Annotated in this window: 12 protein-coding genes; 5 read left to right on the top strand and 7 right to left on the bottom strand. The window is 40.5% G+C overall.

Annotation, left to right across the window (positions count from 1 at the left end; genetic code table 11):
- The first annotated feature begins 50 nt into the window (after positions 1 to 50).
- Positions 51 to 1,064 (top strand): cytochrome d ubiquinol oxidase subunit II, encoded by a 1,014-nt coding sequence (cydB, locus tag V7K44_RS07145; RefSeq protein WP_334929983.1) that lies wholly within the window; start codon positions 51 to 53, stop codon positions 1,062 to 1,064.
- A 43-nt stretch (positions 1,065 to 1,107) separates the two neighbouring features.
- On the opposite strand, the gene V7K44_RS07140 is transcribed toward cydB, so the two are convergent.
- Complete coding sequence (locus tag V7K44_RS07140; RefSeq protein WP_334929981.1) at positions 1,108 to 2,421, bottom strand: ABC transporter ATP-binding protein; 1,314 nt, start codon at positions 2,419 to 2,421, stop codon at positions 1,108 to 1,110.
- A gap of 169 nt (positions 2,422 to 2,590) precedes the next feature.
- Here V7K44_RS07140 and V7K44_RS07135 point away from each other — a divergent pair, with 169 nt between their 5' ends.
- On the top strand, positions 2,591 to 3,847 hold the full coding sequence (locus tag V7K44_RS07135; protein ID WP_334929979.1) for an FAD-dependent oxidoreductase: 1,257 nt from the start codon (positions 2,591 to 2,593) through the stop codon (positions 3,845 to 3,847).
- Between the two features lie 271 nt (positions 3,848 to 4,118).
- Positions 4,119 to 4,667 carry a single-stranded DNA-binding protein gene (locus tag V7K44_RS07130; RefSeq protein ID WP_292843506.1) on the top strand — a complete coding sequence of 183 codons (549 nt, stop codon included), beginning with the start codon at positions 4,119 to 4,121 and terminating at the stop codon, positions 4,665 to 4,667.
- 164 nt (positions 4,668 to 4,831) lie between these two features.
- Here V7K44_RS07130 and V7K44_RS07125 read toward each other — a convergent pair whose 3' ends face one another.
- Positions 4,832 to 9,013 carry a DUF3883 domain-containing protein gene (locus tag V7K44_RS07125; RefSeq protein WP_334929978.1) on the bottom strand — a complete coding sequence of 1,394 codons (4,182 nt, stop codon included), beginning with the start codon at positions 9,011 to 9,013 and terminating at the stop codon, positions 4,832 to 4,834.
- Positions 9,014 to 9,306: 293 nt separating this feature from the next.
- Here V7K44_RS07125 and V7K44_RS07120 point away from each other — a divergent pair, with 293 nt between their 5' ends.
- Positions 9,307 to 11,172: an ABC transporter ATP-binding protein gene (locus tag V7K44_RS07120; protein WP_334929976.1), complete on the top strand. Its 1,866-nt coding sequence runs from the start codon at positions 9,307 to 9,309 to the stop codon at positions 11,170 to 11,172.
- Positions 11,173 to 11,459: 287 nt separating this feature from the next.
- Here the strand turns inward: V7K44_RS07120 and ureG are convergent, their stop codons facing one another.
- Genes ureG through ureE form a run of 3 tightly spaced genes read right to left on the bottom strand, consistent with a single transcriptional unit; the run spans position 11,460 to position 13,189 of the window.
- Entirely contained in the window at positions 11,460 to 12,056 is a 597-nt protein-coding gene (gene ureG, locus V7K44_RS07115; RefSeq protein ID WP_334929974.1) for an urease accessory protein UreG, read from the bottom strand.
- Between the two features lie 19 nt (positions 12,057 to 12,075).
- Positions 12,076 to 12,768, bottom strand: coding sequence for an urease accessory protein UreF (locus V7K44_RS07110; RefSeq protein WP_334929972.1), 693 nt, complete (start codon positions 12,766 to 12,768; stop codon positions 12,076 to 12,078).
- The gene (gene ureE, locus V7K44_RS07105) at positions 12,743 to 13,189 is read right to left on the bottom strand and encodes an urease accessory protein UreE (protein ID WP_334929970.1); all 447 of its coding nucleotides are present in this window, start codon (positions 13,187 to 13,189) and stop codon (positions 12,743 to 12,745) included. Before ureE ends, V7K44_RS07110 begins: the two co-directional genes overlap by 26 nt.
- Before the next feature lie 119 nt (positions 13,190 to 13,308).
- Here ureE and V7K44_RS07100 point away from each other — a divergent pair, with 119 nt between their 5' ends.
- Entirely contained in the window at positions 13,309 to 13,449 is a 141-nt protein-coding gene (locus V7K44_RS07100; protein ID WP_334929968.1) for a hypothetical protein, read from the top strand.
- 153 nt (positions 13,450 to 13,602) lie between these two features.
- Here the strand turns inward: V7K44_RS07100 and V7K44_RS07095 are convergent, their stop codons facing one another.
- Both V7K44_RS07095 and V7K44_RS07090 read right to left on the bottom strand, forming a co-directional pair.
- A complete protein-coding gene (locus V7K44_RS07095) occupies positions 13,603 to 13,914 on the bottom strand; it encodes a hypothetical protein (protein ID WP_334929966.1) in 312 nt (103 codons plus the stop codon).
- A 126-nt stretch (positions 13,915 to 14,040) separates the two neighbouring features.
- Entirely contained in the window at positions 14,041 to 15,804 is a 1,764-nt protein-coding gene (locus V7K44_RS07090; protein ID WP_334929964.1) for a PAS domain-containing sensor histidine kinase, read from the bottom strand.
- Positions 15,805 to 15,847: the final 43 nt, after the last annotated feature.

The following is a 15,847-nucleotide window of genomic DNA, read 5'->3' as shown; positions in this document are numbered from 1 at the left end:
ATAGCTAAGGTTTAGCCCGTGCTGAGTATGGTAAATCAATAGGTAACTGTATGGAGAATCTAGAACACTTTTTAGCGCAGGTTTGGTTTGTCATTTTGGCTCTGTTTTTATTTCTCTACGTAATGTTAGACGGGTTTGATCTAGGCGTAGGTATCCTATCGCTAACCAGTTCCAATGACGACCGACGCGACATCTTAATGACGAGTTTGGGTAATATTTGGGATGCTAATGAAACCTGGTTGGTGTTGATGGGGGGTGCGTTGTTTGGGGCATTTCCTCTCGCTTACGGCACTATTCTGAATGCTCTCTACATTCCCATTTTTGGGATGATCTTTGGCTTGATTTTTCGGGCTGTGGCCTTTGAGTTTCGAGAGCATTCTACAAACAAAGTGTTTTGGAATGTGGCGTTTGGAGTCGGTAGTTTCATGGCGGCGCTGTTTCAAGGATTCGCCTTGGGCACCATTTTAGAAGGCATTAAGGTGGATGAAGCGGGTCACTTTATCGGCAGTATGTGGGATTGGTTTGATTGGCGATCGCTCCTGGTCGCCTTGACATTAATCCAGGGTTATGTATTGATTGGCTCCACCTATCTTATCTTAAAAACTGAGGGAGAACTGCAAACATCCCATTACCGCACAGCAAAAATCGCTGCTTGGACAACGCTCTTAGGTGCAATTTTAATCACGATCGCCACTCCTGTTGTGTATGAAAATGCCAGAGTAAAGTTATTTCACCAGCCAGAAGTATATCTATTTTCACTCATTCCCGTGTTAGGTGTGCTGCTGATTTGGTTATTGATTCAAAGCCTAAACCGTAAAGCAGAAACTACTCCCCTCGTTTGGACAGTGCTGCTTTTTCTGCTTACCTTTGTAGGGTTAGGATTAGTTGTTTTTCCCTATATTATTCCCCCAGGCATCACAATTTATCAGGCAGCCGCAGCACCTAGCGCGTTAGTGTTCATGATTATTTTCATTGGATTTCTTATTCCCATTATGTTGTTCTACAACATCTACAATTACATTGTGTTTCGTGGGAAAGTCGCAGACACACATTATGGGAAATAGGTGACACAATTTTGGATTTTAGATTTTAGATTTTAGATTGATTCTAGGGAAATATCGCTAACTCAGTTTCCGGGTCAAAAAAGTGAATTTTCTCTGGAGTTAGGGATAACCAAAGTTGCTCACCAGGTTGTACAAATCGGTCTGGTGGTATTCGCACTTGTAGTGAGTTAGCTGTAGTAGAAGGTTGAGATCCTGGTTCGGCAATCTTAACAGCGAGAAAGGAATCGTTACCGAGATTCTCTACCAAATCTACTTGTACAGGTAGATTTTTGGTTGCAGGCATACTTAAGTTTAAGTGTTCTGGACGAATGCCTAAAATTAGAGTTTTCCCATCATATTTTTGTAGGGCTTTTCCCCAAACTTCTGGTAGGGTGAAACGCAACTGGGAATGAGTAATCAATAGAGGAGCATGAAATTCTACAGGAATAAAATTCATCGGTGGTGAACCAATGAACTCTGCGACAAAAAGATTAGCAGGACGGTTGTAAAGTTCTAGGGGAGAAGCAACTTGTTGAATTTTACCCTCAGACATAATCGCAATGCGATCGCCCATTGTCATCGCTTCGGTTTGATCGTGGGTAACATAAATTGTCGTTGTCCCCAATTGGCGCTGCAATTTCACAATCTGGGCGCGGGTTTCCGCCCGCAGTTTGGCATCTAAGTTAGAAAGCGGTTCATCCATTAAGAATACTTGGGGGTCACGCGCGATCGCTCTTCCCAATGCAACTCGTTGTCTTTGTCCTCCAGATAGCTGTTTAGGTAAGCGATTCAGCAATGTTTCAATTTGCAACAATTGAGCAACACTACGCACCTGTACATCTACTGCCCGTTCTTTGTCAGAAGTGTAGCGTAATCCTTTAGGTAACTTTCTGGTCGCCCCTACAAAAACATTTTCTGCCCACGTCCGAAGATAGGGAGTATTTTCTCCTCTGCTCTTCTGCTCCTCTGCTCCCCTGCTTCCCCTGCGGCGTAGCCCAAAGGCGATGTTGTCATACACCGTCATGTGCGGATAGAGGGCGTAGTTTTGAAACACCATTGCGATGTCGCGTTCCTTGGGTGGTAAATCATTGATTAAGCGATCGCCTATCCAGATATTACCGCCAGTCATCACTTCTAACCCAGCGATTAGCCGCAGCAGGGTGCTTTTACCACAACCAGAAGGGCCCACCAACACCATAAATTCGCCATCTGCGATCGTCAGGTTAATCCGTCGCAAAACATTGACACTTCCCGCACGCTCTTGCGCTGCATCAGTTTTCTCCCCAGACGTGAGGGGAGATTGGGTTTGTGAGGTCACACCTTCCCCTTTACGCGGGGAAAAACTTTTATAAACGTTTTCTAAAACAACTTGGGACACAACTGTTAATTATTGATTGTCATTGGGCATGGGGCATTAGCTTACTAATGACTAATGACAGTTTAGCGCCCATAATACACGTTCCATGTAAATACGAAAAGTTAAAAAAACAGCTTGCACCATCAAAAGCAAACTACCCTGAATCTTAGGGCTATTAAGAGGTGTTGTTATGACTACCGATGTACCTAAAAATCTTTACCAAGATCCAAGCGTTAACCCTATTCATGACATTGTAGACGTACAAACCACAGATTGTTGCATTGTGGGTGGGGGGCCAGCAGGAGCAGTATTGGGGATGTTGTTAGCGCGTCAAGGCATTTCTGTGATGCTGCTGGAAGCACATAAAGACTTCGATCGCGACTTTCGCGGCGATACGATTCATCCATCGGTGATGGAAATTATGGAGGAATTGGGACTTAGCGATCGCTTGCTACAACTCCCTCATACCAAAATGCGCCAAATTAGTATTCAAACTCCTCAAGACACTGTCACATTTGCAGATTTTAGTCATCTGAAAACCCACTACCCATACATTACAATGCTTCCCCAGGTAAAATTTCTGGAGTTCATCACCCAAGAAGCACAAAAATATCCTAGTTTCCATCTGGTGATGGGTGCGAATGTGCAGGAATTAATTTCCGAAAATGGCGTGATTCAAGGTGTCCGCTATCGGGGTGGTGGTGGTTGGCATGAAATTCGGGCAATACTGACAGTGGGTGCAGATGGTCGCCACTCACGTTTACGCCACCTGGGTGAGTTTGAGTCAATCGAAACCTCGCCGCCAATGGATATCCTCTGGTTTCGCCTACCGCGTCAGTCAGAAGACCCAGAGGGGGGAATGGGGCGCTTTGGTCAAGGTAATATCATTGCCATGCTTGACCGTGGTGATGAGTGGCAACTTGCTTATGTCATCCCTAAAGGAGGCTATCAACAACTGCGGGCTGCGGGTTTGGAGGAATTAAAAAAATCTTTTGTGGAAGTAGTGCCAGAATTCCAGCAACGCATTCAAAATTTACATGATTGGTCACAAGTAGCTTTTCTCTCAGTGGAGTCCAGCCGCGTCAAACGCTGGTATCGTCCAGGGCTGCTACTCATCGGTGATGCCGCTCATATAATGTCCCCCGTTGGGGGAGTTGGGATTAACTACGCCATTCAAGATGCTGTCGTTGCAGCGAATGCACTTAGCAAACCGCTCAAGAAGCAACAAGTACAACTTAGCGACCTAGCAAAAGTACAGCATCAACGCGAGTTACCTACACGCATCATTCAGGCGTTTCAAACTTTTATCCAAAAGCGGGTATTTGCCCCAGTTCTCAACTCAAATCGTACCTTTGTACCACCTGCGTTTTTGCGCTTACCCATCTTGCGCGACCTTCCCGCCAGGTTGATCGCCTTGGGTGTTTTTCCGGTTCACGTCAAGACTTAATTTTTGCCAATAATTTTTTCTATTTCTGAAATGGATGGTACAATTATACTACTCATGCAGAATTGAATGCTCAATTTAGTCAAGCGAAGGTGGCGAACGGTATACTCAATGCTGTTCAAAGCGATCGCTTGGCTTTTATGCTAGAAAGGACTAAAAACTCAGGCATTATTAAAAAATGCGAACAATTAAACATATCTAGATATTAATTGGCACTACATAGAAAAACCCTCTCTTTTTCAATCAGTACTTTTTGCAGTCAGGAGTAATTTTAATGAACAGCTGCGTTTTGATGGCGGAAATTATTAACGAGCCGCAACTCCGCTATACTGCGGATAATCTGGGAGTCACGGAAATGCTGGTGCAGTTTCCCAATTCTCAGAAACCAGAAGATCCGCCAGCCACTCTGAAAGTTGTCGGTTGGGGGAATTTAGCGACAGAAATTCAGCAAAACTACCACCAAGGCGATCGCGTCATCTTGGTAGGACGTTTAACGATGAATACTGTTGAGCGTCAAGAAGGTTTTAAAGAAAAACGTGCTGAATTGACAGTGCAACAAATTCAATCTGTTGGAGGTAGTTTTGATACCGATCCATTACCCTCTGCAACTGTAACTCCATCATTCACTGAAACTGCTCCACGACAAACACCTCCAGCATCTCGTCCTCCACAGAAGGATGTTCCCACTTACGAGTCAGCAGCACGTCCAGCACCTACCCCAGCGCCAAGTTACGAACCCGTACCCCAACCCACAAATTATGAGCGAACCACTTATCCAGCAGTGAAAGAGCAAGAACCAGATCCAGATGATATTCCGTTCTAAAAGTTGCTAGTTGAGCGTGTATTCAATTTGCTAACTAAACATTACGATTAGACAATCTTCACAAATAGCCATCCTTGAGGATGTGCTATTTTTTTTGTTTGCATTGACGCTAAATCTACCTTTTATATAGTTATCCTTGACATATCCTCGCTGGTAGATATGCTCTATATCCGAAGATAAACAGAATCTATACGGAGACTACCTTCAGAGAAAAGTTGGTTAGGATTTGAAATATCAATAAGTGTAGCTTGTTGAGTTCCAGCATCATAAACCCGATATATATGAAAGTTTTCTCCCAGGTCAAGAGCCAATTTCCATTGACTCCCTGATAGCTTTATCAATTTCTTTGCTCCAGGTTGACTAGACTTAACCTCTATATAATCTTCCTGCCCATTTTCAACTAATTTTATATCATATCCTTTTGTCTCTTGAACTTCATTTAGCCACTGAACTTCAACTACTACTTGACTATTAATTTTGAGAGAAAATCCGTATTTATTTTCCTCTAAATTTCCTTCGGGATACTTAGCAGCAAACTTTCGCCTTAAATATTCAACAGCAAATTTCTCACCCCAGATCCCGCTTAGTTTAGGCTTTTCACTTGGCTCATCTCTATCTATTATTCGTAGTTCTGTAATTAATTGAATAATTTTTTGTGGCGCTGATTCAGATTGGCTATTACTAAAAGTAGTCCGATCTAAAATACTTTCCTCTTCGATTAACTCAGCAAAAGATGGAGTGATGATAGATTCAGTAACTCTTCCAGTGCTAGGATATCCTTGAGATGTAATTTTTGCCATTGTCAATTGAATAGCCTCAAGTTCTAGAATTTCTCTAGGTTCACACTCAGGTAGCCATTGAGCATCATCAAATACTTCATCTTTTGAGGATATATTTGTTAATTCTGATTCAACTAAACGGTTATCTGATTCTAGTTTTTGATGTTTGTTAGCTTTAAACTCAATGTTTTTATCATTTTCTGCTGCTATTTCTATAAAGTTAGTCTCTCCTAGATAAATATTTGAGCTTTCAAACCACTGGTTTTCTTCATTAGGTAGTTCTTGAATACTTTTTGCTTTCATTAAGCTGTCAATTTTGTCTAATGTTCTTTTCTCAAACAGCGAAATCAAGAAATCATCTAATCCCTTTGGATTACCAAATAAGTGAGAAATTTCCAAGGCTAAATAATCCATATCTGACAAGCTATCGGATTGGATGTAGAGATTTCCATTATATAAGAAAGCACTTCTCTGAGTATAAGCTGATTGCCGATCAAGAATATATTTAATTTGCAGATTTTCCACCCTGTAACACACTAAATCTTTGAGTTGTATTAGAGTGTGATTGGTTTTAAGCTGTTGGTAAATTTGGTGTTCTACTTGGTAAAGATAACGTAAGACGTAAGGAATCAAAGCTTTAATTTGCTCGGTTAGGCTTTCTTCCTCGACTTTTGGTACTTCTCCAATTGCTAATTCAGTCTTAATAATCTGAGAAAGATAGCGAATATCAGTCCCGTCAATAAAGTGTTGAAGTTTAGGATAGTAGTTTGGGGGGAGTTTGAGAAAAGCTATTTGAGGATTATCTTTAAATAACTCATAAACCTTATCATTATCATTTATCAAAACTTTACTAGCTGTAGAGAATGTTCTTTTATTTGTCCAAAATATTTTTTCAATGATAAAAGTTTTCCACCAATCTTTTAATTTTATATCTGGTTTATTTAATTCTTGATAAATTTTGAGAACTATTTCTTCATGTTTTTCATCAAGCTCTTTTTTACGGGATAATGCCAGCAACCAATCAGCATAATCTTTGGGATCAGTTATTTTATCTTTTATTCCCAAGTCTTTAATAAAATCTGGATTATTGAGAGTAATAGCTAAGTATGGAACGCTATCTCCTAGTATTGCGCTTGTTTCTGTTTTATCCAGAAAAATTTCAGAAGGATTAGCTAACTTGCCTTTCGTAGTAGGCAGCCAAGCTACTGTTTTAATTTTAGTAAACCAGTCTGCATCATTAGGACTGTAGGAATAAAAACCACCATTAGCATAAGCATAACTTTGGCAAGATTTATACTGCTTGTAATAGTCCCAATTGCTATCTAAAAATTTAGCCAATTTCTGATTTTTTTCTTCATCCCTGGCTTCCAAAATTTTTAATATGTGCAGCGAACTATAAATAGGGTATTTCTTGGAATAATGATGGCGATTATTAGACTTGCCGTATGCAGTTTCTATTTTGATATCTATTTTTGGTAAAGTATTTACTCCTAGCTTAACAAGAAACTCTCTCCACTCTCTAATTTTTTCTGCTTTTTCGCTAGGATTTTTAATTTGCATTAAATCTTGAATATACTCTGGGGATACAAACCAGACATCTTGTATTCCTGATAATAATGTTTCCAATTCCTTTGGATTCCCATAACTAGCAGGAAGGTAAACATTTCTTGGGCGATAATAGGCATTTTCATCTGTTTTTATCAAAAGCGATTCTTTCAAGCTTTTTAGAGGATCTTCTTTGAAATACGAAGAAGAATAAGGATTTTTTATTTTGTTAAACTCTTTTTGGTATTCTGACAAGTTGTCTTTAATGTAACAAATATATCCTAAAAGCTGATTAACTTTGCTTTTCCAACTATCTCCTTTATAAAGGGGTAAAATATGATTTTCGATAATTTCATAACACGAAGCATTCTGAACACCCAATTTTTTGAGAAATTCTGTTACAGCAGATATAGAAGTTGATTCTATTAGTGTTCTTTTAATAAAATTAAGTTCAAATTTATCTTCTCCCGTATTATTCAATGGGAAAAATATTGATACCTCAGCAGTTGAAGCTAATTGGTTATTCTCTAAGGGAATAATCTTTAATTTCTTAATTTTGGGTAACTCCGAGTAATCAGTTAAATTACGACTGTTTAGGTAAGTGTAGAGCTTTATAAACCAATCATCACTCTGTTTTTGTAACCATTGATTGTTTTCTAAACACTGTAATAAATCATCAAAGCTAAATTTTTTAACTCCAAGGGATTCGAGGATAGAGGTTTTAGCTTTAATTTCAGGATGGATATACTCTTTCTTCAGTAGTTGTTGTAAGTCAGCATTAGAAATTAACTTCCTAATTTGCTCATCTACCTGCACAACATGAGAGGGAATCTGCCATTTTTCTGATTCAGTTAAAATACACTCACTAGTTTTTAGTTTATTGTGAATCTCGCTAACTACAGGAATAAAAAACTCATCCTTAATTTCCTTAACTTCGCTATTTATTGGAATATAGTTATAATAGGTTTTTTGCAGATTACTATCTTGTTTAAATTCCTCTACAGCTAGGAAAAATGTAGTTGCAATGTTATCTCTGATCCATTTATTCCATTGTGTATCTTTATGAATATCTTCCCGGTTAGCTGGAACTAGAAAATCAGCTTGAATCAGAAACTTAAATCCGTAACTGCGAGTAGGAAGAAAAGCAAAAACTTTTTGTTCTAATCTTGTATCTGCTGAACCATCCTTTTGCAAGCTAAATGCCAAAATTAGCTCAGTAGATTTAACGTTTTCTCTTTTTGATTCCTGAATATGTTTGGGTAGAATTAAATTATTTTTAAGCAATTTATAAGAATAATTTTTCTTTATTCCTTCTCTAGTTTCTTCTATCTCTATATTTATATTTTTATCTAAGCGTGTGATTTGGTGAGATTTATTATTAACTTTATTCTCGATTGTGACAGTTTTAAGTTGGCGGAGAAAGAGAATTAATGTATGTTCAACTTCACCTAACTTACCTAACTCATCTTTAGCTGATTCTCGAAGTGGTAAAATAATATTGGTTAAAGTTGAATCAACATATTTAGGAATTGCTTCAATCCAGTAAGGAGTAACAAATCCTAGTTGATTCTCATTATCTTGGCGCTTAAAATGGAACTGAAATCCATTGGAAAAGATTTGAGGTTCATCACTGATACGGAATACCGATTTAAATCCTATTCCTTTTTCACCAATGTATCCTTCTACCTTAGTTTTTGTACTACGTCCTACATTACAGATTGCTCTAACATTATCCTCACTAAATCCAAGCTCATTGTTTTGAACAATAATTTTTTGCGGTTCTATTGTCAAGTTTAGTGTAGGAATTACTCCACCTTGATACTGGTTATCATCTGCATTTTGAATAAGTTCTAAAACAAAATGAGTTTCTTTAGAATAAAGGTCTACTGAAAGTCGTTCAAGTGCGCTGTTCAAACTTCTTCTGAAGCTGTCAATAACTCCTTGAGCGGCTCGGTCAGTCTGTAAACCAATGCCATAAGTGTTTTTACGGATATCTTCAATAATCTGTTTGGGCTTAACCATTTATTGACTCTTTTATCTAATTTCTGATACAAAATTCAAAATTTACCTTGGGGTGGAGATAAACTCGTGTAATCTCTCAACTTAAATACTAACTGTAACTTTGAAAAGAAAGGATACCATAAACCGATCGCAATTTGCAGAGATCGCAAGCAGTTCTACATCGCAAATGCGTGTATATTGTGGAAGTATGTGAAAAACTGCCAAAAAGTGTAAAAACCGAATTTACTTACACATACATCAAAACTATTGTTAAAATCCAAATAATTTTAAGTTAATATTTTTACCCAACTCCTATGAGAGAAACTGTCCTAGAGGTTCGCAATCTCCAAGTTGAATTTCCCGGTGATGGCAACATTAACAGAGCTTTAGATGGTATTTCCTTTAGCCTACATCGAGGTGAAACTCTAGGAATAGTAGGAGAATCGGGAAGCGGTAAATCGGTGACAGCCCTAGCTGTGATGGGCTTGTTGCAAACTCCCGGTATAGTTACTGGCGGTGAAATCTGGTTTCGTCCGCAGGAGAATGGCAAAGCAATCGATTTGGTAAAATTGCCTCCTGAGCAAATGCAGTTACACCGGGGTGGCGACATCGCCATGATTTTTCAAGAACCGATGAGTTCGCTTAATCCGGTTTATGACATTGGGTTTCAGCTAACAGAAGCGATTGTGCGACATCAAAATGTGTCATCAGCCCAAGCAAGACAAATTGCGATCGCAGGTCTGCAAGAGGTAAAACTCCTACCTAGCGATGAGGAGATCCAACAGCAGTATACCGAAACTTCATCGAAACTAGAACCATCAAAGTTGGCACAGATGGTTAAAGAACACAAAGAAGCCATGCTGGAACGCTACCCTCATGAACTTTCTGGGGGTCAGTTGCAACGGGTAATGATTGCAATGGCAATTTCTTGCAACCCATTAATCTTAATTGCTGATGAACCAACCACAGCCTTGGATGTGACGGTGCAAGCCACAATTTTGGACTTGTTGCGAGAATTACAGCAAAGCCGTGACATGGCAATGATTTTCATCACCCACGACTTGGGACTAATTTCAGAAATTGCTGACGAAGTAGCTGTGATGTATAGAGGTAAAGTTGTCGAATCTGGTACTTCTCGGCAAATTTTCAGCAGTCCCCAGCATCCATATACTAAAGGTTTGATCGCTTGTCGCCCCACGCTTAATCGCCGTCCCCAAAAATTACTCACCGTTTCTGACTACATGAGTGCAGAAGAGACAGCAACGGGACAAGTAGTAATTCAGGCGAAAGAACCCGCACAACCTATAGATGTCACCACCGAAGAGATTGCTGCAAGATTGTCAAACTTCAATCAGAAGGAAGCCCTGCTGCAAATCCGCAACCTGAAAGTTGGTTTTCCAGTGCGCGGGGTGTTTGGTGGGACAAAACGCTACAATATGGCAGTTAATGGCGTTTCTTTTGATGTCAAACCAGGGGAAACACTAGGTTTGGTGGGAGAATCTGGTTGCGGCAAAACCACCCTTGGCAGAACCTTGCTGCGATTAATTGAACCGATGAGTGGTCAGATTATCTTTGAGAAACAAGATATTACTAGCCTCAAAGGTGAACGGTTGCAAAAATTGCGGCGGGAAATGCAAATAGTCTTCCAAAATCCTTTTAGTTCCCTCGATCCTCGGATGCGGGTTGGCGATGCGGTGATGGAACCTTTGGTAATTCACGCCGTTGGGAAGACCAAGCAACAACGACGCCAGCGCGTAGTCGAACTCTTAGAACGGGTGGGGTTGAGTGCAGATGCAGTTAATCGCTATCCGCATCAGTTTTCTGGCGGTCAACGCCAACGGATTTGCATAGCCCGTTCTTTGGCATTAAATCCTAAGTTTATCATCTGCGATGAATCAGTTTCAGCACTGGATGTTTCTGTACAGGCGCAGGTATTAAATCTTCTCAAAGAGTTACAGTCAGACTTTCAGCTTACTTATATTTTTATTTCTCACGATTTAAGTGTAGTGAAATTTATGAGCGATCGCATTTTAGTGATGAATCGCGGTCAAATTGTTGAAGAAGGCACAGCCGAAAGCATTTACCAAGAACCCAAAGAGGAATACACGCAAAAATTAATTGCTGCAATTCCTACTGGTAGTGCTGAACGGGTGCAAAGTCGTCATCTGAGGGCTTTATAGGAGTCAGAATGGGCTAAACCTTAGCTATCCGCTAACAGCATGAATTTTGGGGGTTGCATATTTGCGGGATGATTTTACTATTTTTGTGGGATGGGCAACATGAGCGTCCCTTGTATTTCCGGGCGGGCAGGATGCGCACCTTACAAGAATCATCCCTTAATTCAGCAACGCCGAATTTTGTAAAAGGGGTGGATAGCGAGTCAGCGAATGTCTTAATAAACGGCGTTTTTGCACCAGCACTAAATATGCAAGTTTAGTTGTCTTGATTCTGACTTGTGAATTCTTTTTCAACAGATATTTGTGCAAACAAAGTTAATTACATCTGCAAGTCCAGAGTGAGTTTTTAAATTAGTAAAAATAAAAGGTTTTTCGCCGCGCATTTTTTTAGCATCTCGTTCCATCACACTTAAATCTGCACCAACATAGGGTGCTAAATCAGTTTTGTTAATCACCAACAAATCAGATTTAGTAATACCGGGGCCACCTTTGCGGGGAATCTTATCACCTGCTGCAACATCGATGACGTAAATCGTTAAATCCACTAATTCGGGACTAAAAGTAGCAGCCAAATTATCGCCGCCACTTTCCAAAAAGACTAAATCTAAATCGATAAAACGTTCCTCTAACTGTTCAATTGCCGCCAAATTCATCGACGCATCTTCGCGGATAGCAGTATGGGGACAACCGCCAGTCTCTACACCCAAAATGCGATCGCTAGCCAACGCCTGAGAACGCACTAAAAACTGAGCATCCTCTTGAGTATAAATATCATTCGTCACCACCGCAATCTGATACTGCTCGCGCAACCCCTTACACAAAGCATCAACTAAAGCCGTCTTCCCCGAACCCACCGGGCCAGCAACTCCCACTCGAAATGCATTCATTATTCCAAACTCCTAACTCCTAACTCCTAAACAACCTTGTATACTGCGTTTCATGCTGCATACTCGCTAGCGACAAACCCCAACTACAACAGGCGAGTTGATCGTCTTCTAACGTGAGAATTTCTAATGCCGCAGCACTGAGTAATGGTTGCAAATCTAGCAATAACCGTTGTCCTGCTGTTTGTCCAAGGGGGATCAGTTTCACACCAGCAGTAATTAAATTACTTGCCCAACTATGCAGATATCCCAGTAATGCGGCTTTGATATTAATTTGCCAATGGGCAACGGCAATGCCAAAAGCGATCGCATAATTGCAAGGATTACCGACAGTATTGGCAATAGGTACAATCTGCGGTTCTAGTTTACCAAGTAATTGGATCAGCGATCGCCCCATCTGCCAACTAGAGGCGCGTAATTCTTCTGTTTCTCTAGCGGCGGATAACCACAGATTCCAACGGCATAAGGACTCAACATCAGCAATTTTTGCGGCTTGCTGCGATCGTACCATCACCGCCACCTCTAACCGAATTGCCCCGTAGAGCAACTCTGCTTTTAACCAATCTTTAAGATGTGTGTGGTTAGCGATCGTACCATTTTCCACCAGCATTTCCAAACCTTCAGAATAACTATATGCTCCCACAGGTAAAGCGGGGCTAGCCAACTGCAAAATACTCAAAAGATGGCCATCAGTGAGCATGATGGTGTTGTCCATAAGCTCCTAATTCTGGCTGAAACGGTAAAATTTCTTCTTTAACTTCTAACCCCAGTTGTTCCAACATAGTGCGTAAAACCGAATCGGAAGACAAGCGTAAATAAGTCGGAGTAATTTCTACAGGTACATGGCGATTTCCCAGATGGTATGCTGCCCGTAATAATAAAAGTGGTGTTTGGGCAAAGGCAGTCAGAACTAATTCTGGTTTAGCAGTAATTCTGATTAAACTGCTATGGTTTTCTTCTTGCAGAATATCGCCATCGTGTAAAACAGTTCCTCTGGGTAAATGTAAAACTACAACTTTACCATCTTCCGTTTCAAAGCGATGACGACTGCGGGTGCGTTCTTCTGCTGTCAGCGCCAGAGTAAAAGTAACTGCGGCATCGTGATTAGGTGGTTTAAGTTGGGTAAATGTCAGCATACAGAGTTTCGCTTGAACTTTTGCTTTTCATTATGGTTCTAATTTAAATACCATATCTGCCTTGCCCAAAGGAAAGATAAAATTAAGCAAAGAAGGCAGCAACCCAAACGGGGACAATTATGAACCAAGCCATTGAGGGAGTACGCTGGACAATTCACGATTTAGAGGTTCTACTCGAAAATGAGTGGACGCGCTATGAAATTATTAATGGAGAACTCTTGGTGACTCGCACTCCTCACCGCCGTCATCAACAATTTTAAGGAAGCAATACTTATAATTTGGGCAAAAAACGCCTAATTTTATTAGCAGCCCCTTGAGTAACATTATTTGGGCATTAATTTGAACAGATTTATGCAAACAAAAAAAGAGAGTATTGCTACTCTCTTAACATAATATGAGGGAAAACTTTTAATTTAGCGATTAAAATGAGTATGTCGTTCACGGGCTTGACGTTCACGCAATTCACGAGCGCGTTGTTCACGAGCTTGACGTTCACGCAATTCACGAGCGCGTCGTTCACGGGCTTGACGTTCACGCAATTCACGAGCGCGTTGTTCGCGGACTTGACGTTCGTGTTGGACTTTATTGTTATTAAAAGCTACACTATTACCATTAAAATGATCGCGATCGGGTTTAAATTCAGCAGCATTAGCATTTTGAGAAAGAGCAGCAATTGAAGCAGCTGCTAATAAGCCTCCAAGAAGAATAGATTTAAAGCGGTTCATATATCCTTTAATCTCTGTTGCATTGCTTGATTTGTATATTCTTAATCTAATCGGAATAAGCAGGCACACGCCTGTATCTAACGTCACCTTTAAATAGTTACTTTAGTCACTATTACTAAGATTTATTCAGCTAATAGGCAATGTAAACCAGAAAGTTGCCCCTGCATTCAATGCACTATTAATACCAATTTCGCCACCGTGAGCATGGATGATTTGCTTACACAGATACAAACCTAATCCCAAACTCACAGAATTGCCGATACTTGCACCCCGAAAGTAAAGGTCAAAAAGCCGATCGCTTTGTTGTTGACTAATTCCTACGCCATTATCAGTAACAGTACAATAAATCATGTCATCTTGACAGGTAGCATTGATTGTCAAAAGCAATTCCGGTGGATTATGTTTTAGAGCGTTGACGATTAAGTTAGAAAAAACTCGCCATAGTTGCGTGGGATCTGCATTCACTAATGGCAAATCTGCGGATACTAAATTTGTGAGCTTGGCTTGATTTTGTGCTAATAATGGCTCTAAATCTGCGATCGCAGCTTCGACAACTGTCAGTAATTGTACGGGTTGGCGTTGTAAAACTACACCTTGCACCTCGCTGATATGAGTTTCCATCAACGAATTAATTAAGTTCAGTTGGCGATCGCTACTTTGAATCATCCTCTCTAAAATTGAGCGGGAAATCGCAATATTTTCCTCTGGACGTGCCAGCAAATTCTTCAGCACCATTAAAGTTCCCAGTACTGGGTTGCGTAAGTCGTGGGAAACTGCATGGAAAAATACTCGTAGTTCTTCTTCAGTTTGCTTGCGCTGGGTAATGTCTTCAATCAAACCTTCGTAATAAAGCAGTTTAAGATGTTCGTCACGGACTGCGTAGGCTTTTTCGGAAATCCAGACAATACTGCCGTCTTGGCGATAAATTTGGGACTCGAACTCGGAAACGCTGCCATACTTTTCCATCAGGCGCACAAATTCTGCGCGGCGGTTGGGATCGACGTACAATTGTTGAATATCAGTGAAATTTGCTGTCACCTCCTCTGCTAAGGAGTAGCCATAAATGCGTGCTAAAGCAGGATTTGCCGTAATATAACGTCCATCGGGACTGCTTTGAAAAATCCCTTCAACAGCGTTTTCAAAAATGCTGCGATATTTAGCTTCGGCAACCTTGAGTTTTTGGTAGGCAGATTCTAGTTCTTGGCGGGCGAAAAATTCAGAACGTTGCAGGCGATCGTACAGATAAACACCAATATCACATATAGTACAAAACCAAAAAATGTATAAAATGAACGTTACATTATATATTTCTGGATGGTCGGGGATTGGTGTTTTTAGTCCAAGTGCGGTATTCACACCAAAATAGTAAATCAGCACACTCACTTGAGTCAGCAAGTGAAGAATCCAGCAGACGGGCATCAACACAGCTTGGCTCAAGAACAGCAGCGACCAGCCGATGGTATCGGGTAGTGCGAAACCTCTGATGGTTGCAAACAACTGCGACGCTAAACTAATTGCCCAAGAAGATCCCAAAAATAATAAATCTGGACGATGACGACCTAATTTAGTTTTATGTAAGGTAAAGCAAATAATTATACTCGCAAGCATTGCAACATTAATTACCAAGCGCTGAGTTCTCAGTACTTCTGGTAATTGCTGCAACTCTGCAAAAGGAAAAAACAGGCCGTAAATATCTCGCAAAGTAAAAGACAACAGACAAATCAGCGCCAGCCATAACCATAAACGTAATCTCTGCCACAAAAAACGGTTACGCCAAGCTCTGTAAAAAGTACTGATTTCATCTGTTGTTGGTGCAGAAAAGGTTTTTGTCCACCAGCTTTGCACTGTTGTAAATGGAGTAGCCATTAGCATCCGAGCAACTTTGCCCATACCTTGAGGGTGTTTCCTTTACTCAACATTGCCATAAATAACA

Origin of the sequence: Nostoc sp. (genome assembly GCF_036917235.1) — a bacterium.
In the GTDB taxonomy this organism is placed as follows: Bacteria; Cyanobacteriota; Cyanobacteriia; order Cyanobacteriales; family Nostocaceae; genus Nostoc.
The sequence above is the reverse complement of the archived record's forward strand: the minus strand, read 5'-3'. Positions and strand labels throughout refer to the sequence as shown.